General features: G+C 72.1%; 17 protein-coding genes and 1 tRNA gene. 12 read left to right on the top strand and 6 right to left on the bottom strand.

Features of this window, described 5'->3' with window-relative positions; genetic code table 11:
• Positions 1–9 precede the first annotated feature (9 nt).
• The gene (locus tag ACGFZW_RS25015; protein WP_393895447.1) at positions 10–2,721 is read left to right on the top strand and encodes an SUKH-4 family immunity protein; all 2,712 of its coding nucleotides are present in this window, start codon (positions 10–12) and stop codon (positions 2,719–2,721) included.
• A 63-nt stretch (positions 2,722–2,784) separates the two neighbouring features.
• On the top strand, positions 2,785–3,798 hold the full coding sequence (locus ACGFZW_RS25010) for an SUKH-4 family immunity protein (RefSeq protein WP_393895446.1): 1,014 nt from the start codon (positions 2,785–2,787) through the stop codon (positions 3,796–3,798).
• 117 nt (positions 3,799–3,915) lie between these two features.
• On the opposite strand, the gene speB is transcribed toward ACGFZW_RS25010, so the two are convergent.
• Positions 3,916–4,884 carry an agmatinase gene (gene speB, locus ACGFZW_RS25005; RefSeq protein ID WP_393895445.1) on the bottom strand — a complete coding sequence of 323 codons (969 nt, stop codon included), beginning with the start codon at positions 4,882–4,884 and terminating at the stop codon, positions 3,916–3,918.
• Between the two features lie 259 nt (positions 4,885–5,143).
• Here speB and ACGFZW_RS25000 point away from each other — a divergent pair, with 259 nt between their 5' ends.
• Positions 5,144–5,941: a phosphatase gene (locus ACGFZW_RS25000; protein WP_393895444.1), complete on the top strand. Its 798-nt coding sequence runs from the start codon at positions 5,144–5,146 to the stop codon at positions 5,939–5,941.
• 28 nt (positions 5,942–5,969) lie between these two features.
• Here ACGFZW_RS25000 and ACGFZW_RS24995 read toward each other — a convergent pair whose 3' ends face one another.
• The 3 genes from ACGFZW_RS24995 to ACGFZW_RS24985 form a co-directional block, all read right to left on the bottom strand.
• Positions 5,970–6,887 (bottom strand): acyl-CoA thioesterase, encoded by a 918-nt coding sequence (locus ACGFZW_RS24995; RefSeq protein WP_393895443.1) that lies wholly within the window; start codon positions 6,885–6,887, stop codon positions 5,970–5,972.
• Positions 6,888–6,933: 46 nt separating this feature from the next.
• Positions 6,934–8,091, bottom strand: coding sequence for an acyl-CoA dehydrogenase family protein (locus tag ACGFZW_RS24990; protein WP_393895442.1), 1,158 nt, complete (start codon positions 8,089–8,091; stop codon positions 6,934–6,936).
• Between the two features lie 188 nt (positions 8,092–8,279).
• Complete coding sequence (locus tag ACGFZW_RS24985) at positions 8,280–8,897, bottom strand: TetR/AcrR family transcriptional regulator (protein ID WP_393895441.1); 618 nt, start codon at positions 8,895–8,897, stop codon at positions 8,280–8,282.
• A 132-nt stretch (positions 8,898–9,029) separates the two neighbouring features.
• On the opposite strand from ACGFZW_RS24985, the gene ACGFZW_RS24980 reads away from it, so the two are divergent.
• The 4 genes from ACGFZW_RS24980 to ACGFZW_RS24965 are packed head-to-tail and all read left to right on the top strand — an operon-like array spanning position 9,030 to position 14,834.
• Positions 9,030–10,661 carry a carboxyl transferase domain-containing protein gene (locus ACGFZW_RS24980; protein ID WP_393895440.1) on the top strand — a complete coding sequence of 544 codons (1,632 nt, stop codon included), beginning with the start codon at positions 9,030–9,032 and terminating at the stop codon, positions 10,659–10,661.
• A gap of 17 nt (positions 10,662–10,678) precedes the next feature.
• Positions 10,679–12,736 (top strand): biotin carboxylase N-terminal domain-containing protein, encoded by a 2,058-nt coding sequence (locus ACGFZW_RS24975; protein WP_393895439.1) that lies wholly within the window; start codon positions 10,679–10,681, stop codon positions 12,734–12,736.
• The gene (locus ACGFZW_RS24970; protein ID WP_393895438.1) at positions 12,733–13,674 is read left to right on the top strand and encodes a hydroxymethylglutaryl-CoA lyase; all 942 of its coding nucleotides are present in this window, start codon (positions 12,733–12,735) and stop codon (positions 13,672–13,674) included. The genes ACGFZW_RS24975 and ACGFZW_RS24970 overlap by 4 nt, the downstream gene beginning before the upstream one ends.
• A 5-nt stretch (positions 13,675–13,679) precedes the next feature.
• A complete protein-coding gene (locus ACGFZW_RS24965; protein WP_393895437.1) occupies positions 13,680–14,834 on the top strand; it encodes an acyl-CoA dehydrogenase family protein in 1,155 nt (384 codons plus the stop codon).
• A 113-nt stretch (positions 14,835–14,947) separates the two neighbouring features.
• Here ACGFZW_RS24965 and ACGFZW_RS24960 read toward each other — a convergent pair whose 3' ends face one another.
• Positions 14,948–16,543 carry a beta-N-acetylhexosaminidase gene (locus ACGFZW_RS24960; protein ID WP_393895436.1) on the bottom strand — a complete coding sequence of 532 codons (1,596 nt, stop codon included), beginning with the start codon at positions 16,541–16,543 and terminating at the stop codon, positions 14,948–14,950.
• A 204-nt stretch (positions 16,544–16,747) separates the two neighbouring features.
• Here ACGFZW_RS24960 and ACGFZW_RS24955 point away from each other — a divergent pair, with 204 nt between their 5' ends.
• Together ACGFZW_RS24955 and glmS are read left to right on the top strand one after the other, a co-directional pair.
• On the top strand, positions 16,748–17,023 hold the full coding sequence (locus ACGFZW_RS24955; protein ID WP_393895435.1) for a hypothetical protein: 276 nt from the start codon (positions 16,748–16,750) through the stop codon (positions 17,021–17,023).
• Positions 17,024–17,102: 79 nt separating this feature from the next.
• Positions 17,103–18,932, top strand: coding sequence for a glutamine--fructose-6-phosphate transaminase (isomerizing) (gene glmS / locus ACGFZW_RS24950; protein ID WP_393895434.1), 1,830 nt, complete (start codon positions 17,103–17,105; stop codon positions 18,930–18,932).
• A 322-nt stretch (positions 18,933–19,254) separates the two neighbouring features.
• On the opposite strand, the gene ACGFZW_RS24945 is transcribed toward glmS, so the two are convergent.
• Positions 19,255–19,776 (bottom strand): universal stress protein, encoded by a 522-nt coding sequence (locus tag ACGFZW_RS24945; protein ID WP_393895433.1) that lies wholly within the window; start codon positions 19,774–19,776, stop codon positions 19,255–19,257.
• Between the two features lie 1,020 nt (positions 19,777–20,796).
• Between ACGFZW_RS24945 and ACGFZW_RS24940 the strand changes: the two genes are divergently transcribed.
• From ACGFZW_RS24940 to ACGFZW_RS24930, 3 genes are all read left to right on the top strand, one after another.
• The gene (locus ACGFZW_RS24940; RefSeq protein WP_393895432.1) at positions 20,797–22,083 is read left to right on the top strand and encodes a helix-turn-helix domain-containing protein; all 1,287 of its coding nucleotides are present in this window, start codon (positions 20,797–20,799) and stop codon (positions 22,081–22,083) included.
• Between the two features lie 5 nt (positions 22,084–22,088).
• Positions 22,089–22,709, top strand: coding sequence for an oligoribonuclease (orn, locus tag ACGFZW_RS24935; protein ID WP_393895431.1), 621 nt, complete (start codon positions 22,089–22,091; stop codon positions 22,707–22,709).
• Between the two features lie 446 nt (positions 22,710–23,155).
• Positions 23,156–23,231 (top strand) — tRNA-His (locus ACGFZW_RS24930).
• Positions 23,232–23,284 lie beyond the last annotated feature (53 nt).

Below are 23,284 nucleotides of genomic sequence, written 5' to 3'. Positions count from 1 at the left end.
TTGCGGACCATGGAATTTCGCCTGGTAGGCCGCTCGACCGCAGCGCACGCGCTGGTCACCTGGCTCGCCTCGGAGGCGCCCGACGACCATGTGCGGATCGTCACGGGCGACCCCGGCTGCGGAAAGAGCTGGCTTCTGGCGTGGCTGGCGATGGCTGCCGACACGGACGCCCGAGCGTTCGTCGACCAGTCCGTTGCTCCTCCCCCGCCGCCCGACGCCTTCGACCTCGTGCTGGACTCGCGGGGACGCACCCGGAGGGAGATCGCGGCGGAGGTCGAGCGGTCCCTGCTGCCGGGGCGTGAGCCCGACGGCCCCTTCCCCGAGGGCACATGGTTTCCCGCGCCGCTGCTCCACCGGGCGGCGAAGCGACGTGGCACCCCCTTCACCGTCGCCCTGCTGGACACGGCGCGGGCCGGCCGGACGTCCCTGAGCCGGGTGCCGGAGCAGCTGATCGAGGATGTCCTGCTGCCGCTGGTGCGGCCGGGCGACGTGACCCGCAAGCGGGTGGGGGACGGCGCCGAGCCGCTCCGGCTGCTACTCGACCTGCCGCGGGAGGAGGCCGAACAGCTGGTGCGCCGGGCCAAGTTGCCCGCCCACGCGCTGATCGATCTGGACAGTCCCGCCTTCTCCCCGGACCGTGCCGCTTTCCGCAGCTGGGTCACCGGCCTGCTGCGGGTCCACGGCTCCGCGTACGGCGAAGCCGAGCCCGCCGTCGCGGAGGCCGCCGCCGAAGCCGTCACCCACAGCTCCTGGCCCAACTTCCTGCTGGCCGAGACGATTTCGCTGGATCTGCGAGCCAGGGAAGAGGTGTGGACACCGGAGGTGTCGGCGCCGCTGCCGACGACGCTCGAAGAGGCATGGCGCTTCTTCCTCGCCTCCTTCGAGGAGGCCGCCGAGGACGTGGGTACCGCGCTCACTCCCGTGGTGCTGGCCGAGGGCGAGCCGGGCATGCCGGTGTCCCTCGCGGCGCGTGCCGTGTCGGCGCTCAGCGGACAGTCGACGTCCGAGGCGGCGCTCGACCGCGTGGTCCTGGCCGCCGCCGCCTTCGTCATGGAGGAGGTCGTGACCGACGGCCCCCCCGGGGAGGAAGCGGACGCGGAGGACTCCGGCAGCCCGGCGGCCACCGGTGCGCCGGGCGGGCCCGTCCGGCATCTGCGGCTGCGCGACCCCGCTCTCGCCGAGGCCGCCCGGCGCTCGTACGGCCAGGCGCTGCCCCGCCTGCAGCGCACGATCGCGACGGCGCTGGCCCCGGAGGCGGTGCTCACCGACGCCGAACGCGCCGCCGCGGGCATGCAGTCGCTCTCGCCCGAAGCCGAGTACGTCCTCGGCCCCGGGCTGGCCCACGCCGCCTCGGGGGGTGTCCTCGACGAGTGGATCGCCGATCCGGCCGTGGCGTTCCTGCTGGACCTGCCGTCCTTCGAGGACGCGGACGGCCACGCCGACCGGTCGCTGGGGCCGGAGCTCCGCGCGCGCCGTCGGGCCCTGGTACAGGCGCACCGGCTCTACGTCGGACCGCGCACCGGCCATGTCTCGGAGCACGCCTCGCGCCTGGGTCTGACCGCCGCGGTCTGCGACGACACCGCTCTGCTGGACTGGCAGCAGCGGCTCGGCGTACCCAGGATCTGGCGCACCCACTGGGCGCACTGGCGGCCGTTGGGAGCCTTCGATCCGGCGGACTTCGACAGCGAGTGGCCCGGGCCGGTGGAACTGCACGGCTGGCGCAGCGTGGAGGGATCCGAGCAGTTCTGCACGCGCGGCGAGCTGAGCGGGCTCTACCAGTGGTGGGCGCTCGCCGACGGCTCTCCCGTCGGAGACGCGTCGACGGAGCCCCCGGAGGCCTCGGAGGAGCCGGCGAAGGACGCGACGGCGCGGAGCGGGCCGGTGGAAGTCGTGCTGGACGACATCGACGGCTGGGTCGGGGTACGCCCGGTCGGCGAGGAGTCGCTCGACACGACCTCGCTGGTGTGCCCCGAGGAGCATGCCGGGGAGGTGCATCCGCTGTCCGGCGGGCGCGCGTTGCTGCTCGGACGCAGCGGGATGATGCTCATCGATGTGGCGCAGGGCCGCGGGGGGCAGCGGGCGCTGCCCCGGCGACCGCGCCGACGCACCTCGTGGGCGCTCGTCGACGACGCCCTGTGGGGCGGCGTCACGCTGGCCCCGGAGCATCTGGAGCCGTTGTTCTCCGTGGTCGGCAGGCCGGTGCGCGCCGATCCCGCACATCTGGGCCCGCTGGCGTCGCTGCCCGACACCGCGCGTCTGCTCACCGATGTCGGTCTGCCGGCGTCCGAGTTCTGGTTCGAGGGCCTGGAACGCTTCGTGCCGACGCTGCCTCTGCTGGGCGGCGGTGAGGACGCCCCCGGCGAGGCATCCCCCGGGGAAGGGGCACCCTGGCCGGGCGCCTCCGTCATCGGGTTCGTGGGCGATGAGGGGATGCGGCTGTGCGTCGAGCACGGCGGCGGGCGCGTTCTGCTGGCCGAGGCGGGCGAGTTCGTGTGCTTGGTCAACAGCTCGCTGGACGCCTTTCTGCGCTGCTGGACGGTCGCGCTGAAGGCGGTCCTCACCTCGAAGGCTCGTGACGATCACGAAGCGGACGAGTTCCGGGAGCACATCCTGGGACAGCTCGGCCGGATCGACCCCGCGTGCACACGCCGTGCGGGGAAGGGCTCACTGGCCACCCTGTGGCCTCGGCTCGTCAGTGACAGCACCTACATTCTCGATTGACGCGCAGAAGCGGCCGCTGCCCGACGCGGGCCGCCGACGACGACGGGTAAGAGGACTCACCAGATGAGCAGCGAAGACAGTTACGACGGGGTGCCGCTGGGCACGGGCATCGGCTACACCGCGGTGTGCCGCTTCCGCGACAGTGACGGGTCGGAGGCGACCCAGCTGGCCCGCAGCGGCCCCGGACGGCCGCACCCCGAGTGGCAGTTGGTGGACCACCTCGCGCAGCGCGGCATCGCCCCCGAGGACGTCCTGGAGCTGTACAGCGAGTTGCAGCCCTGCGCCCTGCCGGGAGGGAACTGCGCCGCGCTGATCACCCGTTCCTGGCCGCGGGTCAAGGTCAGCCACACGGTGGACTACGGCACGGACGCCCGCGCCCGGAACGCGGGCCAGGAAAAGCTCCACCAGCACGCCGCCGACCTGGCGCGGCGCGAGGGCCGGCCCCTCGCGGCCCGACCGGCGCGGCTGCCGCTCCCGCCGAGGCCGGAGACCGGGGCCCCGCCCGCCCCTTCGGTGTCCGAGGTCGGCGGCGAGGTGCTCGCCGCGTTCGGCGAGGGCGCGCTCACCCGGCGCGACGCCGAGGAACTCCAGGACAGTGCGCTGCCGCCGGATGCCCTCGGCGTGCTCACCCAGGCCGGGCTGCCGGCCCGCTTCGCGCCCTTCTTCCGGCTGTCGGAGCAGGAGCCGGCGGCGGTGGACCTGCCGCGCCTCGCCGAGCTGCGGGGCGCGCCCCTCAAGCCGCACCTGAAGGAGTCGTACGACGAATACGGCTACGTCCGGATCGGCGACGACTGCGGGCGGGAGATCTGCGTCGAGCCGGGGACCGGCAAGGTCTGGGCGGTCGAACTGCGGTCGGGCTGGGCCTCGTTCGTCAACTCCGACCTGGGCTCCTTCGCCCGGTCACTGGCCCTGTTGCAGGACCGCTGGCAGGCGCGCAGGCAGCTGAGCCCGATCGGCGCCGCGCAGGACACCGCCCGCTTCCAGAAGGAGCTGGCCGCACTGGACCCGCAGAGCCTCGGCGGGCCCAACCGCTGGTGGTCCATGATCGTGGAGCAGATGTGGGACGGGCTGCTGTGACCGCCACCGGCCGGGCCGCTTCCCCGCACGGGCGCTGACAGCGGTCGCAACGGCGGCCCTACCCACTCGCCGGGCCCCGCCCACGGCGGCACCCGGCGAGTGATCGTCGACGGCGGGTCAGCCGCGCGCCGCCGCTATCTGCCGCGACATGATCGTGGTCAGTTCGTAGGCGGTGTGCGAGGCGGCCACCGACGTCATCTCGGCGTGGTCGTAGGCCGGGGCGACCTCTACCAGGTCGGCGGAGACGAGGTGGCAGGACGCCAGGCCCCGCAGGATCTCCAGCAGTTCGCGGGAGGTGAGGCCGCCGGCCTCGGGGGTCCCGGTGCCGGGGGCGTGCGCCGGGTCGAGGACGTCGATGTCGATGGAGATGTAGAGCGGGCGGTCGCCGATGCGCTGGCGGAGCTGGTCGGCCACCTCGTCGACGCCGCGGCGCATGACGTCCGCCGAGGTGACGATGCCGAAGCCCATCTTCTCGTCCTCGTCGAGGTCCTTCTTGCCGTAGAGCGGGCCGCGGGTGCCGACGTGGGAGAGCGCGGAGGTGTCGAGGATGCCCTCCTCGACGGCGCGGCGGAACGGCGTGCCGTGGGTGTACTCGGCACCGAAGTAGGTGTCCCAGGTGTCCAGGTGGGCGTCGAAGTGGAGCAGCGCGACCGGCCCGTGCTTCTTGGCGACGGAACGCAGCAGCGGGAGCGCGATGGTGTGGTCGCCGCCCAGGGTCATCAGCCGGGCGCCGGTGCCCAGGAGGTCGTCGGCGGCGGCCTCGACGGTCTCCACCGCCTCGTTGATGTTGAAGGGGTTGGCCGCGATGTCACCGGCGTCCGCGACCTGGGCGAGGGCGAACGGGGACGCGTCCTGGGCCGGGTTGTACGGGCGCAGCAGGCGGGACGCCTCGCGGATGGCGTTGCCGCCGAAGCGGGCGCCGGGCCGGTAGGAGACCCCCGTGTCGAAGGGGACACCGACGACGGCCACATCGGCCCGGGAGACCTCGTCGAGACGGGGCAGGCGGGCGAAGGTCGCCGGACCGGCATAGCGCGGGATGCGGGAGGAGTCGACGGGGCCGACGGGCCCACTGGATGCGGTGGTCATGAGGCTGACATTAGGGAGGCCCGCGAGATCCGCACATGGACATTTGCGGGGACGGGAACGGAGGCGTTCGACGTTTTGGCCAATGGGGCCCGGTGCCGGGCTCCCGCCCTCCGCCGGGCAGTGGCTCCGGGCCGTCGCCCCCGGCCGCCGGCCCCGGCCCCGGTCCGGCTGTCCGCCCGTCCCGCTGTCCCCCGCTGCCCCCCTGTCCGCGCTGCGGAACTCCGCCGCCCCGGGAGATCCGTACGGGCACAATGGCGCTATGCCCATAGCCTCTGCCGCCGCAGCCCCCACCCGCGCCGAACTCGTCGACCATCTCGTCCGGACCCGGATCGCCGGTGACGTCGCCACCCCCCGCGAGAACAACCTCTCCCACTACCGCAAGCTCGCCAACGGTGACCGCCACTACTGGCTCGGCCTGGAGCTCGGCGACCGGTGGACCGACGAGCAGGACGTGCTCGCGGTGATGGCCGAGCGCTGCGGGGTCAACGACGACCCGCACCACCGGCAGGGGCAGGACACCATCGACCCCGAGCTGACGGTGGACGCGCTGGACCGTGCCGCCGCGGTGCTGCGCAAGGCGGCGGCCGACCGGCAGCGGGTGCTGTTCGCGACCGGCCACCCGGGCGGGCTGCTGGATGTGCACCGGGCGACGGCCGAGGCGCTGCGCGCGAAGGGCTGCGACATCGTCGTCATCCCGGAGGGGCTGCAGGCGGACGACGGCATGGTCTTCCAGTTCGCCGATGTGGCGATGCTGGAGCGCGGCGCCACGCTGTGGCACACCCACTCCCCCGCGCCGATGGCCGCGATCCTGGACGGCCTGGAGCGGGCGGGGCAGCCGCTGCCCGATCTGGTGATGGCCGACCACGGCTGGGCGGGCTGCGCCGGCCAGCGGGGCATCGAAGCGGTGGGCTTCGCGGACTGCAACGACCCGGCGCTGTTCCTGGGCGAGGCCGAGGGCACCCTGCAGGTGACGATCCCGCTGGACGACCACGTGCTCAGCCCGCGCCACTACGACCCGCTGACCGCCTACCTGCTGAACGCCGCCGGTCTGCGCTGACCACAAGCGGCCCCACCACGGCCCGCGGCTACGGGCGAGGTACCCGGATCACGCCTTCCTGGATCACCGAGACTGCCAGCTCCCCGTCGGCGGTGAAAATGCGGCCCTTGCCGAGACCCCGGCCGCCCTGGGCGGTGGGGGACTCCTGGTCGTACAGCAGCCAGTCGTCGGCGCGCAGCGGGCGGTGGAACCACATCGCGTGGTCCAGGCTCGCGCCGACCACGTCGCCGACCGCCCAGCCGCCCCGGCCGTGCGCGAGCAGCACCGAGTCCAGCAGGGTCATGTCGGAGACGTAGGTGACCAGGCAGATGTCCAGCAGGGGCCGGGTGAGGGCGTCCTCGCCGTCGGCGCCGGCTTCCCTTACGGCCGCGTCGAGCGCGCCGTTGGTGCGGAACCAGACCTGCGAGCGCGGCTCGCGCGCCTCGCCGACGCTGCCGAACGGCGGCTCGTCGACATACCGCAGGTCGACGGCGGCACGTGCCTCCAGCAGCCGCTCGACGACACCCGGCTCGACGAACCGGTCGGCGTAGCGGGGCAGCATCTCGGCGGCGGTGGGCAGCGTCAGCGGGTCGGGCGCCTTCGGCATCGGCTCCTGGTGCTCCAGCCCCTCCTCGTGGATCTGGAACGACGCGGAGAGGTGGAAGATCGGCTGCCCGTGCTGGACGGCGACCACCCTGCGGGTGGTGAAGGAGCGTCCGTCGCGGATCCGGTCGACCGTGTAGACGATCGGGGCGCCGGGGTCGCCCGGCCGCAGGAAGTACGCGTGCAGGGAGTGCGGCGGGCGGTCGGCCGGGACCGTCCGGCCGGCCGCCACCAGCGCCTGGGCGGCGACCTGCCCGCCGAAGACCCGCGGCACGACCGCGGCGCGGCTCAGGCCGCGGAAGATGTCCTGCTCGATCCGCTCCAGGTCGAGCAGGTCGAGCAGGGACCGCAGGGCTTCGTTCACGTGCGTGCGCTTTCGCTCAGGGCTCGGTGATACGGGCGCTACCGGCTCACAGGCCCATGTTCTTGGCGATGATCGTCTTCATGACCTCGCTGGTGCCGCCGTAGATCCGGTTGACCCGGTTGTCGGCGTACAGGCGGGCGATCGGGTACTCGTTCATGTAGCCGTAACCGCCGTGCAGCTGGAGGCACTTGTCGATGACACGGTGGGCGACCTCGGTGGTGAAGAGCTTGGCGGAGGCGGCCTCGGCCGCGGTCAGCTCGCCCGCGTCGAGGGCCTCCAGTGCGCGGTCGGCGACGGCCTCGGCTGCGTCCACCTCGGCCTGGCAGGCGGCCAGCTCGAACTTGGTGTTCTGGAAGGCGGCGACGGGCTTGCCGAAGACCGTGCGCTCCTGCACGTACTCCTTGGCGAACCGGACGGCGGCCTTGGCCTGCGCGTAGGCGCCGAAGGCGATGCCCCAGCGCTCGGAGGCGAGGTTGTGGCCCAGGTAGCCGAAGCCCTTGTTCTCCTCGCCGAGCAGGTCCTCCACCGGGACCTTGACGTCGACGAAGGCCAGCTCGGCGGTGTCGGAGACCTTCAGGCCGAGCTTGTCCAGCTTGCGACCGACGGAGTAGCCCGCGGCCTTGGTGTCCACGGCGAAGAGGGAGATGCCGAACCGGCGGTCGTCCTCGCGGGGGGCGGCGGTGCGGGCGCAGACAATGACGCGGTCGGCGTGCACGCCGCCGGTGATGAAGGTCTTGGCGCCGTTGAGGACGTAGTGCGTACCGTCGTCCGACAGCTTCGCGGTGGTCTTCATGCCCGCGACGTCGGAGCCGGTGCCCGGCTCGGTCATCGCCAGCGCCCACATCTCCTCGCCGCTGACGAACTTCGGCAGGAAGCGCTTCTTCTGCTCATCGGTGGCGAGCATCTCGATGTACGGCAGGCCGAGCAGCACGTGGACGCCGGAACCACCGAAGGTCACGCCCGCACGGGCGGTCTCCTCGTACATCACGGCCTCGAACTTGTGCGATTCGATGCCGGCGCCGCCGTACTCCTCGGGGACCCGGATACCGAAGACGCCCAGCTCGCCGAGCTTGTAGTAGAAGTCGCGAGGCGCCTGGCCGGCGGCGTACCACTCGTCGTAGACGGGGACGACCTCGGCCTCTATGAAGGCCCGAATGGTGTCTCGGAACGCCTCGTGATCCTCGTTGAACACCGTACGACGCATGCCCATGGCCTCCTTGACCGCCGCATATGGCTAAGCGCTTGCTCAGCCCTCTCGTCAGCGAAAGCTACCGGCCGGTCACCAAGGCTGTCCAGAGGTAGCGCCCGGTCCGCCGTGCGGTGTGCGACACGTCTCCAACGGGAACCCGCCGCACCGGCCCGGGAGGCTCCGGACGGCCGGCGGCCCCCCGCCTACGCCCCCGCCGCCACGGGCTCCGCGGCCACCGCGCCGAACGCCCCCAGCGCCAGCCGGTGCAGCAGTTCGGCCATTTCGGTACGGCCGGGGAGTGCGCCCGGCCTGCCCAGGTGCGGGGTGGAGTTCAGCAGGCCGAAGACGGCGTGCACGGCGGCGCGCGCCTGCGACTCGGTCGAGCCGGGGTGCACCCGGCGCACGACCTCCACCCACAGCTCGACGCACTGCCGCTGCAACTGCCGCACGCGCTTGCGGTCCGCCTCGCGCAGCCGGTCCAGCTCGCGGTCGTGGACGGTGATCAGCGGGCGGTCGTCCAGTGCGAAGTCGATATGGCCGTCGATCAGCGCGTCCAGCACCGCCTCGGGGCTCTCGCCGCCCTCCGCGACCCGCATCCGCCCGCCTTCCAGCAGCCGCTCACTGATGCCGACGAGCAGCTCGGCGAGCATCGCGTCCTTGCCGGCGAAGTGGCGGTAGAGGCCCGGGCCCGAGATGCCCACGGCCGCCCCTATCTCGTCCACCCCGACGCCGTGGAAGCCGCGCTCCGCGAAGAGCCGGGCCGCCTCCTTGAGGATCTGCTCGCGGCGGCTGGTCGCGGCGGGCGCATGCGCATTGTTCATGCCGCCAATTGTAGACAGCCGGGTTAGTGCTCGTTAACCTGAAGGAAATGAGGTTAACGCCCATTAACAACGTGCCGTCGCCCCGCACCCGTGGCGGCCGCGGCAGGTGACCGAGCAAGGGGGCTCGTACTGATGGAGCAGGCACCGGTGCTGGGGAGTGCCGCCGATCCGGCGTCCGACTCCTGGCGGGCCAACGAGGCCGCGCACCGCGAGCTGACCGCCCGGCTGCGCGAGAAGCTCGCCGCGGCCCGGCTGGGCGGCGGTGACAAGGCCAGAGCGCGGCACACCGCGCGAGGCAAGCTGCTGCCGCGGGACCGGGTGGACGCCCTCCTGGACCCGGGCTCGCCGCTGCTGGAGTTGGCGCCGCTGGCCGCCGACGGAATGTACGGCGGGGGCGCGCCCGCGGCCGGCGTGATCGCCGGGATCGGCCGGGTCGCCGGCCGCGAGACGGTGATCGTCGCCAACGACGCCACGGTCAAGGGCGGCACCTACTACCCCATGACCGTCAAGAAGCATCTGCGGGCGCAGGAGATCGCCCTGGAGAACCGCCTGCCCTGCCTGTATCTGGTGGACTCCGGCGGCGCCTTCCTCCCGATGCAGGACGAGGTCTTCCCCGACCGCGACCATTTCGGGCGGATCTTCTACAACCAGGCGCGGCTCTCCGGCGCGGGCATCCCGCAGATCGCGGCCGTGCTCGGGTCCTGCACCGCCGGCGGGGCCTACGTCCCGGCGATGAGCGACGAGGCCGTCATCGTGCGCGACCAGGGCACCATCTTCCTGGGCGGCCCGCCGCTGGTGAAGGCCGCCACCGGTGAGGTCGTCACCGCCGAGGAGCTGGGCGGCGGCGAGGTGCACGCCAAGACCTCCGGCGTCACCGACCACCTCGCCCAGGACGACGCGCACGCGCTGCGCATCGTGCGCACCATCGTCTCCACCCTCGGCGACCGCGGCCCGCTGCCGTGGTCGGTGCGGCCCGTCGAGGAGCCCAAGGTCGATCCGGCCGGGCTCTACGGCGCGGTGCCGGCCGACTCCCGCACCCCCTACGACGTCCGCGAGGTCATCGCCCGGCTCGTGGACGGCTCCCGCTTCGCGGAGTTCAAGGCCGAGTACGGCACGACCCTGGTCACCGGTTTCGCGCATCTGCACGGCCACCCGGTCGGCATCGTCGCCAACAACGGCATCCTGTTCTCCGAATCCGCCCAGAAGGGCGCCCACTTCATCGAGCTGTGCGACCAGCGCGGCATCCCGCTGCTGTTCCTCCAGAACATCTCCGGCTTCATGGTCGGCCGCTCCTACGAGGCGGGCGGCATCGCCAAGCACGGCGCGAAGATGGTGACCGCGGTCGCCTGCACCCGCGTGCCCAAGCTGACGGTCGTCATCGGCGGCTCCTACGGCGCGGGCAACTACTCGATGTGCGGCCGGGCCTACTCCCCCCGCTTCCTGTGGATGTGGCCGAACGCCAAGATCTCGGTGATGGGCGGCGAGCAGGCCGCATCCGTCCTCGCCACCGTCAAGCGCGACCAGTTGGAGGCGCGCGGCGAGGAGTGGAGCGCGGCGGACGAGGACGCCTTCAAGGCCCCGATCCGCGAGCAGTACGACACCCAGGGCAATGCCTACTACGCGACCGCCCGGCTGTGGGACGACGGCGTGATCGATCCGCTGGAGACCCGGCAGGTGCTGGGACTGGCGCTCACCGCCTGCGCCAACGCACCGGTCCCCGAACGGGACGGCGCGGCCACCGGCTACGGCGTCTTCCGGATGTGAGAGGGATGTCCACAGGTATGTCCACGACGATGTTCGACACGGTCCTGGTCGCCAACCGCGGCGAGATCGCGGTCCGCGTCATCCGCACACTGCGCGCCCTCGGCATCCGTTCCGTCGCCGTCTTCAGCGACGCCGACGCGGATGCCCGGCATGTCCGCGAGGCCGACACGGCGGTGCGGCTCGGCCCCGCGCCGGCCGCCGAGAGCTATCTCGCCGTCGACCGGCTCCTGGAGGCCGCGGCACGCAGCGGGGCACAGGCCGTCCACCCCGGCTACGGCTTCCTCGCCGAGAACGCCGGCTTCGCGCGGGCCTGCGCGGACGCCGGGCTGGTCTTCATCGGCCCGTCCGCCGAGGCCATCGATCTGATGGGCGACAAGATCCGCGCCAAGGAGACGGTGCGGACAGCCGGCGTGCCGGTCGTGCCCGGCTCGTCGGGCAGCGGCCTGAGCGATGCCCAACTGGCCGCAGCGGCCCGCGAGATCGGCATGCCCGTGCTGCTCAAGCCGTCCGCGGGCGGCGGCGGCAAGGGCATGCGGCTGGTGCGTGAGGAGGCACTGCTCGCCGACGAGATCGCCGCCGCCCGCCGCGAGGCCCGCGGCTCCTTCGGCGACGACACGCTGCTCGTCGAGCGCTGGATCGACCGCCCCCGGCACATCGAGATCCAGGTGCTCGCGGACGGCCACGGCAACGTCCTCCACCTCGGCGAGCGGGAGTGCTCGCTGCAGCGCCGTCACCAGAAGGTGATCGAGGAGGCCCCTTCGGTGCTGCTCGACGAGGCCACCCGCGCCGCGATGGGCGAGGCGGCCGTGCAGGCGGCCCGCTCCTGCGGCTACCGCGGCGCAGGCACCGTCGAGTTCATCGTCCCGGGCAAGGACCCGTCGGCGTACTGCTTCATGGAGATGAACACCCGCCTCCAGGTCGAGCACCCGGTGACCGAACTCATCATCGGCCTCGACCTGGTGGAGTGGCAGCTGCGGGTCGCGGCGGGCGAGCGGCTGCCGTTCCGCCAGCAGGACATCACCTTCACCGGGCACGCGGTCGAGGCCCGGATCTGCGCCGAGGACCCGACGCGCGACTTCCTGCCGACCGGCGGCACGGTCCTGGCGCTGCACGAGCCGCAGAGCGAGTGGGGATCCCCCCTGCCCGAGGGAAGCCGCCGGCTCGGCAGTGTGCGCACCGACTCCGGCCTCTCCCTGGGCGCGGAGGTCGGCAGCCTCTACGACCCGATGCTCTCCAAGGTCATCGCCCACGGCCCGGACCGCGCGTCCGCGCTGCGCACCCTGCGCGCCGCGCTGGCCGAGACCCGCACCCTCGGCGTGACCACCAACGCCGGTTTCCTGCGCCGTCTGCTGGCCCATCCGGACGTGGTGTCCGGCGAGCTGGACACCGGGCTGGTGGAGCGCGAGGCGGCCGGGCTGGTCGACGCGGAGGTGCCCGCCGAGGTCTACGCCGCGGCCGCCGCGGTACGCCAGGCCGCCCTGGAGTCCGCGCCCGCCGACGGCGGCTGGCGCGACCCGTTCGCCGCCCCGACCGGCTTCCGGCTCGGTGGCGAGCCCGCCCCGACCCGGCACTGGCTCAAGGTCGCCGGACACGACCCGGTGGCCCACGACCTGCGGCCGGCCCCGCCCGGCGAGCGGACCTGGCAGGTCGAGCCTGACCTCGTCCGGGTGACCGTCGACGACGTGCTGCACACCTTCCACCGCAGCGGCGACTGGCTCGGCCGGGATGGCGACTCCTGGCACGTCCAGGACCACGACCCGGTGGCGGCGACGCTGCGCGGAGCCGCCGGAGCACACGGCGCGGACGCGCTCAGCGCCCCCATGCCGGGGACCGTCACCGTCGTGAAGGTGGCCGTCGGCGATGACGTCGTCGCAGGTCAGGGGCTGCTGGTGGTGGAGGCGATGAAGATGGAGCACGTCATCACCGCGCCACACGCCGGGACCGTCGCCGAACTGGACGTCGCGGCGGGCACGACGGTGGCCATGGATCAGATCCTGGCCGTCGTCACGCCGCACGAGGCCGATCACGACGTCCCGCCGACCGCCCCCGACGGTGAGCAGGAGAGCGCGAAATGACCACAGCAGGACTGCCGATGGAGGTCGCAGCCGAGGGGCTGCCCGGCCGCGTCCGCATCCATGAGGTCGGCGCCCGCGACGGCCTGCAGAACGAGGCGTCGGTCGTCCCCACCGAGATCAAGGCCGAGTTCATCCACCGGCTCGCCGACGCGGGGCTGCCGACCGTCGAGGCCACCAGCTTCGTGCACCCCAAGTGGGTGCCCCAACTCGCCGACGCCGAGCAGCTGTTCCCCCTGCTCGGGGACCTCGACGCGCACCGGCTGCCGGTCCTGGTGCCCAACGAGCGCGGCCTGGGCCGCGCGCTCGCCCTGGGCGCCCGCCGGATCGCGGTGTTCGCCAGCGCCACCGAGTCGTTCGCCAAGGCCAACCTCAACCGCACGGTCGACGAGGCGCTGGCGATGTTCGCGCCCGTCGTGGAGCGGGCGAAGGACGCCGGGGTGCATGTGCGCGGCTACCTCTCGATGTGCTTCGGCGATCCCTGGGAGGGCCCGGTGCCCGTCGCGCAGGTGGTCAGGGTCTGCCGCGCGCTGACCGACCTCGGCTGCGACGAACTCAGCCTGGGCGACACCATCGGCGTCGCCACCCCCGGCCACGTCCACAAGCTGCTCACCTGCCTCAACGAGGCCGGTATGGCCACCTCCCGGCTGGGCGTCCACTTCCACGACACCTACGGCCAGGCACTCGCCAACACCCTCGCCGCGCTCCGGCACGGCGTCACCACCGTCGACGCCTCGGCGGGCGGCCTCGGCGGCTGCCCGTACGCCAAGAGCGCCACCGGCAACCTCGCCACCGAAGACCTCGTGTGGATGCTGCACGGCCTCGGCATCGAGACCGGGGTCGACCTGGAACGGCTGACCGCCACCTCCGTGTGGATGGCCGAAACCCTGGGCCGACCGAGCCCCTCCCGCACCGTCCGCGCCCTCTCCCACAAGGAGTGACCCCCATGTCCCTGGACCACCGCCTCCCCTCCGAGCTGGAAGACCTCCGGCGCACGGTCGAGGCGTTCGCGCACGACGTCGTCGCCCCGAAGATCGGCGATTTCTACGAGCGTCACGAATTCCCGTACGAGATCGTCCGCGAGATGGGCCGGATGGGCCTGTTCGGCCTGCCGTTCCCCGAGGAGTACGGCGGCATGGGCGGCGACTACCTCGCGCTCGGCATCGCCCTTGAGGAACTGGCCCGGGTCGACTCCTCGGTGGCCATCACCCTGGAGGCCGGCGTCTCGCTCGGCGCCATGCCGCTCCACCACTTCGGCACGGAGGAGCAGAAGCGCGAGTGGCTGCCGCGGATGTGCAGCGGCGAGCTGCTCGGCGCGTTCGGCCTGACCGAGCCCGACGGCGGCTCGGACGCCGGTGGCACCCGCACCACCGCGGTGCGCGAAGGCGACGAGTGGGTGATCAACGGCACCAAGTGCTTCATCACCAACTCCGGTACGGACATCACCGGCCTGGTCACCGTCACCGCCGTCACCGGACGCAAGCAGGACGGCCGCCCGGAGATCTCGGCGATCATCGTGCCGGCCGGCACTCCGGGCTTCACCGTCGCCGCCCCGTACTCCAAGGTCGGCTGGAACGCCTCCGACACCCGCGAGCTGTCCTTCTCCGACGTCCGCGTACCGGCCGCCAACCTCCTGGGCGAGGAGGGCCGCGGCTACGCCCAGTTCCTGCGCATCCTCGACGAGGGCCGGATCGCCATCGCGGCGCTGGCCACCGGTCTCGCGCAGGGCTGCGTCGACGAGTCGGTGAAGTACGCCGGGGAGCGGCACGCCTTCGGAAAGCCGATCGGCAGCAACCAGGCGATCCAGTTCAAGCTCGCCGACATGGAGATGCGCGCCCACACCTCCCGGCTGGCCTGGCGTGATGCCGCGTCCCGCCTGGTGCACGGCGAGCCCTTCAAGAAGGAGGCCGCCATCGCCAAGCTGTACTCCTCGGAGATCGCCGTCACCAACGCCCGTGAGGCCACCCAGATCCACGGCGGCTACGGCTTCATGAACGAGTACCCGGTCGCCCGTATGTGGCGCGACTCCAAGATCCTGGAGATCGGCGAGGGCACGAGCGAGGTCCAGCGGATGCTGATCGCACGGGAGTTGGGGGTGTAGCGAGCGCTCCACGGCCGGCCCGGCGCTCCCGGGCCGGCCCGGCAGGGGCCCTCCGCCCTGCCGCGGCCCGGGGGCGGCTCGGCGGGGCGCCTGCCGACGCCCCGCCGTTCAGCTCATTTCGCGGGCCACGGCACCTCCGGCGCCCGGTAGTACCCGATGCCCATGGCGTCCCAGCGGGGCCCCTGGGCGGCCAGCCTGACCTTGTACGTCTCCCAGTCGTGCGTCGACGCCGGCGACCAGCCCAGCTCGGCGATGCCCGGCAGGCGGGGGAAGGCCATGTACTCGATGTGCGCGGAGGTCGAGAGCGTCTCGGACCACAGGGGCGCCTCGACGCCGAGGATCGACTCCGGCGGCGCGCCCTGGAGGTAGCTGCCGGGGTCCCAGTCGTAGGAACGCTTGGTGTCGACATACCCGGCCCAGGACAGACCCAGCGGCGTGTTCTTGTCGTACTTCATGTCGAGGTAGGCGCGGTCGGCGGGCGAGAGGATCAGCGGGGTGCCGTTCCTGGCGGCCGCGGCGACCTGCTCGCGCTCCGCCGCGCCGGTCGCGTCGTAGCCCCAGTACTGCGCGACGGCGCCCTTCGCCGGGTGCGCGCCGGTCAGCTGGTGCCAGCCGATCACCTTCTTGCCGTACTTGGCGACCACCGGCTGGACCTTGTCCATGAAGGCCACGTAGTCCGCATGGCTGGTGGAGTGGGCCTCGTCGCCGCCGATGTGGATCGAGGGGCCGGGGGTCATCGCCGCCAGCTCCCGGATGACGTCGTCGACGAAGTCGTACGTCCGGTCCTTCGGCACGCACAGCGAGCTGAAGCCGACCTGGGTGCCGGTGTAGAGGGGCGGGGCCACGCCGTTGCAGTTCAGCTCGGCGTAGGAGGCCAGCGCGGCGTTGGTGTGTCCCGGCATGTCGATCTCGGGGACGACCGTCAGGTACCGGTCGGCGGCGTAGTCGATGATCTCGCGGTAGTCCTCCTTGGTGTAGTAGCCGCCGGGACCACCGCCCACCTGGGTACTGCCGCCGTAGGTCGCCAGCTTCGGCCAGGACTTCATGGCGATCCGCCAGCCCTGGTCGTCGGAGAGATGCAGATGCAGCTTGTTGATCTTGTACATCGCCAGCTGGTCGATGTAGCGCTTGACCTTCTCGACGGTGAAGAAGTGCCGTGAGACGTCGAGCATCGCGCCGCGGTAGCCGTAGCGCGGCGAGTCCGCGATGGTGCCGCCCGCCACCTGCCAGGACGCGCGCTGCGCGCTCCGCGTCTCCAGGCTCGCCGGGAGCAGCTGCCGCAGGGTCTGCACGCCGTGGAAGAGGCCCGCGGGGCGCGCGGCGCTGATGGTGACCCCACGGCCGCCGGAGGTCAGCCGGTAGCCCTCCTCGCCGAGTCCCTTGGCGCCCCGGCCGCCGAGCCGCAGGACGATGCCGTCCCGGCCGTCCTTGGCGGTCACCGGGAGCGCGAAACCGGTGGCGGGCCGCAGCAGCCCCGCGAGGTAGCCGGCGACCTGACGCGCCTCACCCGAGCCGCCGGGGACGCGGATCACGGTCCGGCCGCCGATCGTGTAGGGATCGCCGCCGCTGTGCACCGACGCGGGCGCGGGGATCACCTGCCCCAGCGGCGTGGCGTCCCGGTCCGCGGCGGGCTGGGGCGGTACGGCGGCGGTTCCCATTCCCGCCGCCGCGGCCAACAGCAGCGAAAAGAGGAGTCTGCGTCGTCTCATCGACGGTCCCTTCGGCGAGCATCGTGCATGGATGGTGTGGAGGGCACCTTCTGCATGGCATGGAGCGACCGAACGGTGACCATGCGTACCGTGAGCCTCGGATCTGGTCAAGGTTTAGACCACTTTCCGGCCGCCATCTCGGGGACCTGCCCGATATCGGGCAGATTTCTTGCGTTCGCGCGCCCGGCCCCGCACTATCGACGAGTGCTCGATCGCCGCCCGTCCCATGAGGACCTCGTGGACCACCTGGTGCGCAGCACGCCGCTGCACCGCGGCGAAGCTGCCCGGGTGGTCCTGGACGTGCTCGCGTACTTCGACGAGACCACGGAGGGCTTCGTCCGCCGCAGACACCGCGAGCTGCAGTCCCAGGGGCTGCGCAACGAGGTGATCTTCGAGCGGATCGCCGACGAGCTGCCGCACCGCGCGGTGTCCCCGCCGTCACTCTCGATACGCCAGCTACGCCGCCTCGTGTACGGCTGACACGCCGGACGCGCGCGAACGCAGTCACCACGAACGCAGCAATGAACACTCGTCATCACGTTTCTCGGAGGGCCACAGTATGTGCGGGATCGTCGGATATATCGGCAAACGCGACGTTGCTCCCCTGCTCCTTGAGGGCCTGCAGCGCCTGGAGTACCGCGGCTACGACTCCGCCGGCATCGCCATCCACGCCAAGGCGGCCGGCAAGACCCCGGGCGGCCTGAAGACCGCCAAGGCCAAGGGCCGGGTCCGGGAGCTGGAGTCCCGGCTGCCGAAGCGGTTCGCGGGCAGCACCGGCATCGCGCACACCCGCTGGGCCACCCACGGCGCACCCACGGATGAGAACGCCCACCCCCACCTCGACACCGAGGGCAAGGTGGCGGTGGTCCACAACGGCATCATCGACAACGCCGCCGACCTGCGCGCCCGGCTGACCGCCGACGGGGTGGTCTTCGCCTCCGAGACCGACACCGAGGTGCTGGCCCACCTGATCGGCCGCTCCACCGCCACGAAGCTGGAGGAGCGGGTCCGCGAGGCGCTGCGCCACATCGAGGGCACCTACGGCATCGCCGTGCTGCACGCCGACTTCGCCGACCGCATCGTCGTCGCCCGCAACGGCTCCCCCGTGGTGCTGGGCATCGGCGAGCACGAGATGTTCGTCTCCTCCGACGTCGCAGCGCTGGTCTCGCACACCCGCCAGGTCGTCACCCTGGACGACGGCGAGATGGCCACCCTCAAGGCCGACGACTACCGCACCTACACCACCGAGGGCTCGCGCACCACGTCCGCCCCGGAGACCGTCGAGTACGCGGCCGAGTCGTACGACCTGGGCGGCCACGACACCTACATGCACAAGGAGATCTCCGAGCAGGCGGACGCGGTGGACCGCGCGCTGCGCGGGCGGATCGACGACCGGTTCTCCACCGTGCACCTGGGCGGCCTGAACCTCGACGCCCGCGAGGCGCGCGGCGTGCGCCGGGTGAAGATCCTGGGCTGCGGCACCTCCTACCACGCCGGCCAGATCGGCGCGCAGATGATCGAGGAGCTGGCCCGCATCCCCTCGGACGCCGAGCCGGCCTCCGAGTTCCGCTACCGCAACCCGGTCGTGGACCCCGACACGCTGTACGTGGCCGTCTCGCAGTCCGGTGAGACCTACGACGTGCTGGCGGCCGTCCAGGAGCTCAAGCGCAAGGGCGCGCGGGTGCTCGGCCTGGTGAACGTGGTCGGCTCGGCCATCGCCCGGGAGACCGACGGCGGCATCTACGTGCACGCCGGGCCCGAGGTCTGCGTGGTCTCCACGAAGTGCTTCACCAACATGGTGGTCTCCTTCGCGCTGCTCGCCCTGCACCTCGGCCGGATCCGCGACCTGTCCGTCGCGGACGGCAAGCGCGTCATCGACGGCCTGCGCAAGATCCCCGCCCAGATCACCGAGATCCTGGAGGGCGAGGCGGACATCAAGAAGCTGGCGGAGCTGTACGCCGACGCCAAGTCGATGATGTTCATCGGCCGGGTGCGCGGCTACCCGGTGGCGCGCGAGGCCTCGCTGAAGCTCAAGGAGGTCTCCTACATCCACGCCGAGGCCTACCCGGCGTCGGAGCTCAAGCACGGTCCGCTGGCCCTCATCGAGCCCGCGATGCCGACGGTCGCGATCGTCCCGGACGACGACCTGCTGGAGAAGAACCGCGCCGCGCTGGAGGAGATCAAGGCCCGCAGCGGCCGCATCCTCGCCGTCGCGCACCAGGAGCAGGAGAAGGCCGACCACACCATCGTGGTGCCCAAGAACGAGCCGGAGCTGGACCCGATCCTGATGGGTATCCCGCTGCAACTGCTCGCCTACCACACGGCGTTGACCCTCGGCCGGGACATCGACAAGCCGCGCAACCTGGCCAAGTCCGTCACCGTGGAGTAGATCCGGAATCCCCCCGGGGTCGGGAGCCGGCGGCTGCGCGCGAGCCACCGAACGCGCGCGGCAACCGGCTCCCTGTGCCGGCGTCGCCCGAACGCCGGCAGGATGCCGCCACCCCAGGAGCCGTCACCTCCCGGCCGGCAGCACGCCGTTGAACCGTGGCGCCGCCGCCGGCGGCCCGTACCGCGGCGCGCTCACGTGACGGCTTCCTACCCCTCACAAGCGCACAATCCACCTCTACGCATCAGTAGACACGACAAGCCCCCGACGAAGTGACGCGCACTCAGGCGGGGGCGGTGCGAGGGGAGTTGGCGGGGCCGGCCGCTCAGGGAATGACGATGACCGGGCGCTGCGCGCGGCGCGCCAGGCGCCCGGCGACCGACCCGAAGATCCGGCCGACGATGCCGTGCGTGGAGCCGACCACGATCGCGTCGGCCTCGTACTCCTGGCCGACCTCCTCCAGCTCGTGGCAGATGTCCCCGCCGCGCTCGACGAGGATCCACGGCACCTCGGTGAGGTGATCGGCGCACGCGAGCTCCAGCCCGAGCACTTCCGTACGGTAATCCGGCACGTCCACGAAGACCGGGGGCTCACAGCCCGCCCAGACGGTCGTCGGCAGCCGATTGGCCACATGGACGATGATCAAGCCGGAGCCGAGGCGCCGGGCCATACCGATTGCATACGCCAACGCCCGCTCGCTCGACATGGAGCCGTCGAAGCCGACCACGACGCCGTGCTGGAAGGCGGGGTCGCAGGAGTGGCGTGTCTCTTCCACCGCTTCCAGGCCCGCCAGAGGATCGGCGACCTGCTTGCGGTCCGCGGGTTCGGGGATTTCGTGACCGGCCATGGGTGTCTCGGCGAGGACATCCTCTTGCGGAGGGGCGAACGGGGAACGGCGATTGACTTGATCCGGCAGTTGACTGAGCTGGCTCGATGGCGGAGCGCGAGCCATAGTTCAATGAGGAACAATACGACTGGGAATCACCTTCCCAACCTGATACCCCAAGAGTACGGCGCCACCCCTCCGCTGCCCAGAGCCTTCCGCGGACACAGTGGCCCGCCCACGGCGACCCCGGGCCTCGAACGTTCCCCGGAGCATGCCGGAGCGTGGCGCGGATGGCAATGCCCCGCCCTGCCCCCGTACGTACCCCTCGCGGTGACCCATGATCGCCGGAGACGTTGTAGTAGCTGCCTGCGTGAAGGGAGCACGACGTGCCCGTGCCGTCCGAGAGATCACCCGACCCAGTGAGCGACGTGGTGCGCTGGGGGGCCTTCAGCTGCGCGCTGGTCCCCTTGGTCCTCCTCGTGAGCGGCACCTCCCTGGCCGGCGCGCTCGGCGCCGCCGCCGGTCTTGCGGTCGTGACCTGCGCCTGCCGCGCCCTGCTGCGGCAATCCGAACGGACCGCCGCCCGGGTGCTCACCGAGGACACCGGACGACACCGGTACAGAAGGGTGGAAAACCGGACGGCGGCGCATGGGGGCGGACGGCATTCAGGGCGGCGTACGCCGGTCGATTAAGGCGTCCGCAAGTCTGCGCGCGACCGTTTTCAGCCAACTTCCGGCCGGGTCCACTCCCTTGCCCCCACCACCCCACAACCCTGGTGTGAGCAGGGAGGAAAGGACCGCTGGGCATGGTTGTGCCCTACGGCGAGCGGGCAGAGCCGAGACGCGTACTTCCCATGCAGGCCCGACGAGTGGAACGCTTCGTGATCGAATGCTTCGCGCCAAGTTGCCATATCGACATACCAGCGAGTGGTGAACTTGGCACTCCATCCTCACGGGACACAGTAGATTCGATCTTGGTAGTTACGGCGGGGGAACTGTGCAGTACCGAGAGGGCGAGACGACCGAGGGGGGCTTAAGTGCCATGAGCCAGGACTCCGCTGCCGTACCAGATGCCGCACGCAAGCTCGCCGCCCGACGACGCCGCGAAATAGTCGCGGTGCTCCTCTTCAGCGGCGGCCCCATTTTCGAGAGCTCCATTCCGCTCTCGGTCTTCGGCATCGACCGCCAGGACGCAGGCGTTCCGCGGTACCGGCTGCTTGTTTGCGCCGGCGAAGACGCACCTTTGCGCACGACCGGGGGGCTCGAACTTTCGGCCCCCTACGGGCTGGAGGCGATCTCCCGTGCCGGGACGGTCGTCGTACCGGCCTGGCGCTCCATCACCCAGGCCCCGCCGCCCGCCGCGCTCGACGCGCTGCGCCGCGCGCATGAAGAAGGGGCCAGGATCGTCGGGTTGTGCACGGGGGCATTCGTCCTCGCCGCGGCCGGACTCCTCGATGGCCGCCCCGCAACGACCCATTGGATGTACGCGCCGACGCTCGCCAAGCGTTATCCGTCCGTCCATGTGGACCCCCGCGAGCTCTTCGTCGACGACGGCGACGTGCTCACCTCCGCGGGGACGGCGGCGGGCATCGACCTGTGTCTGCACATCGTGCGGACCGACCACGGCGCGGACGCCGCGAACGCGCTGGCGCGCCGGCTCGTCGTACCGCCCCGCCGCACCGCGTCCGACCTCGGGCACCAGCGCTACCTCGACCGGTCATTACCGGAGGAGATCGGCGCCGACCCGCTCGCCGAGGTCGTCGCCTGGGCGCTGGAGCACCTCCACGAGCAGTTCGACGTGGAGACCCTGGCCGCCCGCGCCTACATGAGCCGGCGCACCTTCGACCGGCGCTTCCGTTCCCTGACCGGGAGCGCTCCCCTGCAGTGGCTGATCACCCAGCGGGTGTTGCAGGCCCAGCGACTGCTGGAGACCTCCGACTATTCGGTGGACGAGGTCGCGGGGCGCTGCGGATTCCGGTCGCCGGTCGCCCTGCGCGGCCACTTCCGGCGACAGCTGGGCGCCTCGCCCGCGGCCTACCGCGCGGCCTACCGTGCGCGTCGTCCGCAGGGTGGCGGGTCCGATTCCGCGCTGCGGCCGGAGCGGGGCGAGCGTGCGGCGCCGGGATCCGGCGGTTCGGAGCGGTTCCCCGCCGCCGCGGTGGCCGGTCACGGGCAGACGCCCGCACTGGCGGCCGCAGAAGCGGGCGAACAGGGCGAAGCGGGCAAGCCGCGTTCCGACGCCTTCGCCTCACGACTGCCGGAAGCACCCGTCGGCAGGGGTGCCGGACGCCCCGTGCTCCCCAGCCAGCGTGAGCGCCCCGTAGGGTGAGGCGTATGAACGATCGCATGGTGTGGATCGACTGCGAGATGACCGGACTCTCGCTGGCGAATGACGCGCTCATCGAGGTGGCCGCACTGGTCACCGACTCGGAGCTGAATGTGCTGGGCGACGGGGTGGATGTGGTGATCCGCCCCCCGGCCGAGTCGCTGACCACCATGCCGGAGGTGGTGCGCCAGATGCACACCGCCTCCGGGCTGCTGGAGGAGCTGGACGGCGGTACGACGCTGGAGGCCGCTCAGGCGCAGGTGCTCGCTTACATCAAGAAGCATGTGCCGGAGCCGGGGAAGGCCCCGCTGTGCGGGAACTCCGTCGGCACGGACCGCGGCTTCCTGCTGCGCGACATGCCGACCCTGGAGAGCTACCTCCACTACCGGATCGTCGATGTCTCGTCCGTGAAGGAGCTGGCCCGGCGCTGGTTCCCGCGGGCCTACTTCAACAGCCCGGACAAGAGCGGCAACCACCGGGCGCTGGCGGACATCCGCGAATCCATCGCGGAACTGCGCTACTACCGGGAAGCGGTCTTCGTGCCGCAGCCCGGTCCCGACTCGGACACCGCCAAGGCCATCGCCGCCAAGCACGTCCTGCCCGCCGAACCGCAGTCCGCGGCGGAGTGACGCGGCCGGGGACTCCTCCCCGGCGCACCGCCGGCCACGCCTCGTGGGCTCCCCCGTGGGGGGGGGGGGGGGGGGGGGGGCGGGGGGGGGGGGCCCGGGCGGGGGGGGGCGCGGGGGCGGGGGGGCGCGCGCGGGGGGGGGGGGGGGGCGGCCGGGCGGGGCCCCCCCCCCCCGCCCCCCCCCGCCCCCGCGGGGGGGGCCCCCCGGGGGCCCCCCCCCGGCGCGGCGGGCCGCCCCCCCCCCCACGGGGCTGTCCGGGCCCTGACGGGGGAAGCCGCCCGGCGGGCGGTCTGCGGACGCCTCGTGACGGACCCGCAGGCCCGGCCCCCGAACCGCGAGACACGCCCGTGGTCCCGGGCCGCGAAACCTGGGAGCGAGCACCCCTCGGGACCCTGTACACTTTTTCTCAGCCGGTGGGGAAAAAGAACCACACAGCACCGGTCATGGTGGGTATAGCTCAGCTGGTAGAGCACCTGGTTGTGGTCCAGGATGTCGCGGGTTCAAGTCCCGTTACTCACCCCACTGTCAAGGCCCCCGACTTCGGTCGGGGGCCTTGCTGTTTCTCCGGGCACGCC

The organism is Streptomyces sp. NPDC048248 (assembly GCF_043201875.1).
In the GTDB taxonomy this organism is placed as follows: Bacteria; Actinomycetota; Actinomycetes; order Streptomycetales; family Streptomycetaceae; genus Streptomyces.
The sequence above is the reverse complement of the archived record's forward strand: the minus strand, read 5'-3'. Positions and strand labels throughout refer to the sequence as shown.

Excerpts from the sequence above, each read along its gene's own strand:
- ACGFZW_RS25015 (WP_393895447.1), top strand. The coding sequence starts at position 10 with ATGGAATTTCGCCTGGTAGGCCGCTCGACCGCAGCGCACGCGCTGGTC.
- ACGFZW_RS25010 (WP_393895446.1), top strand. The coding sequence starts at position 2,785 with ATGAGCAGCGAAGACAGTTACGACGGGGTGCCGCTGGGCACGGGCATC.
- speB (WP_393895445.1), bottom strand. The coding sequence starts at position 4,884 with ATGACCACCGCATCCAGTGGGCCCGTCGGCCCCGTCGACTCCTCCCGC.
- ACGFZW_RS25000 (WP_393895444.1), top strand. The coding sequence starts at position 5,144 with ATGCCCATAGCCTCTGCCGCCGCAGCCCCCACCCGCGCCGAACTCGTC.
- ACGFZW_RS24990 (WP_393895442.1), bottom strand. The coding sequence starts at position 8,091 with ATGCGTCGTACGGTGTTCAACGAGGATCACGAGGCGTTCCGAGACACC.
- ACGFZW_RS24985 (WP_393895441.1), bottom strand. The coding sequence starts at position 8,897 with ATGAACAATGCGCATGCGCCCGCCGCGACCAGCCGCCGCGAGCAGATC.
- ACGFZW_RS24980 (WP_393895440.1), top strand. The coding sequence starts at position 9,030 with ATGGAGCAGGCACCGGTGCTGGGGAGTGCCGCCGATCCGGCGTCCGAC.
- ACGFZW_RS24975 (WP_393895439.1), top strand. The coding sequence starts at position 10,679 with ATGTCCACGACGATGTTCGACACGGTCCTGGTCGCCAACCGCGGCGAG.
- ACGFZW_RS24970 (WP_393895438.1), top strand. The coding sequence starts at position 12,733 with ATGACCACAGCAGGACTGCCGATGGAGGTCGCAGCCGAGGGGCTGCCC.
- ACGFZW_RS24965 (WP_393895437.1), top strand. The coding sequence starts at position 13,680 with ATGTCCCTGGACCACCGCCTCCCCTCCGAGCTGGAAGACCTCCGGCGC.
- ACGFZW_RS24960 (WP_393895436.1), bottom strand. The coding sequence starts at position 16,543 with ATGAGACGACGCAGACTCCTCTTTTCGCTGCTGTTGGCCGCGGCGGCG.
- glmS (WP_393895434.1), top strand. The coding sequence starts at position 17,103 with ATGTGCGGGATCGTCGGATATATCGGCAAACGCGACGTTGCTCCCCTG.
- ACGFZW_RS24945 (WP_393895433.1), bottom strand. The coding sequence starts at position 19,776 with ATGGCCGGTCACGAAATCCCCGAACCCGCGGACCGCAAGCAGGTCGCC.
- ACGFZW_RS24940 (WP_393895432.1), top strand. The coding sequence starts at position 20,797 with ATGAGCCAGGACTCCGCTGCCGTACCAGATGCCGCACGCAAGCTCGCC.
- orn (WP_393895431.1), top strand. The coding sequence starts at position 22,089 with ATGAACGATCGCATGGTGTGGATCGACTGCGAGATGACCGGACTCTCG.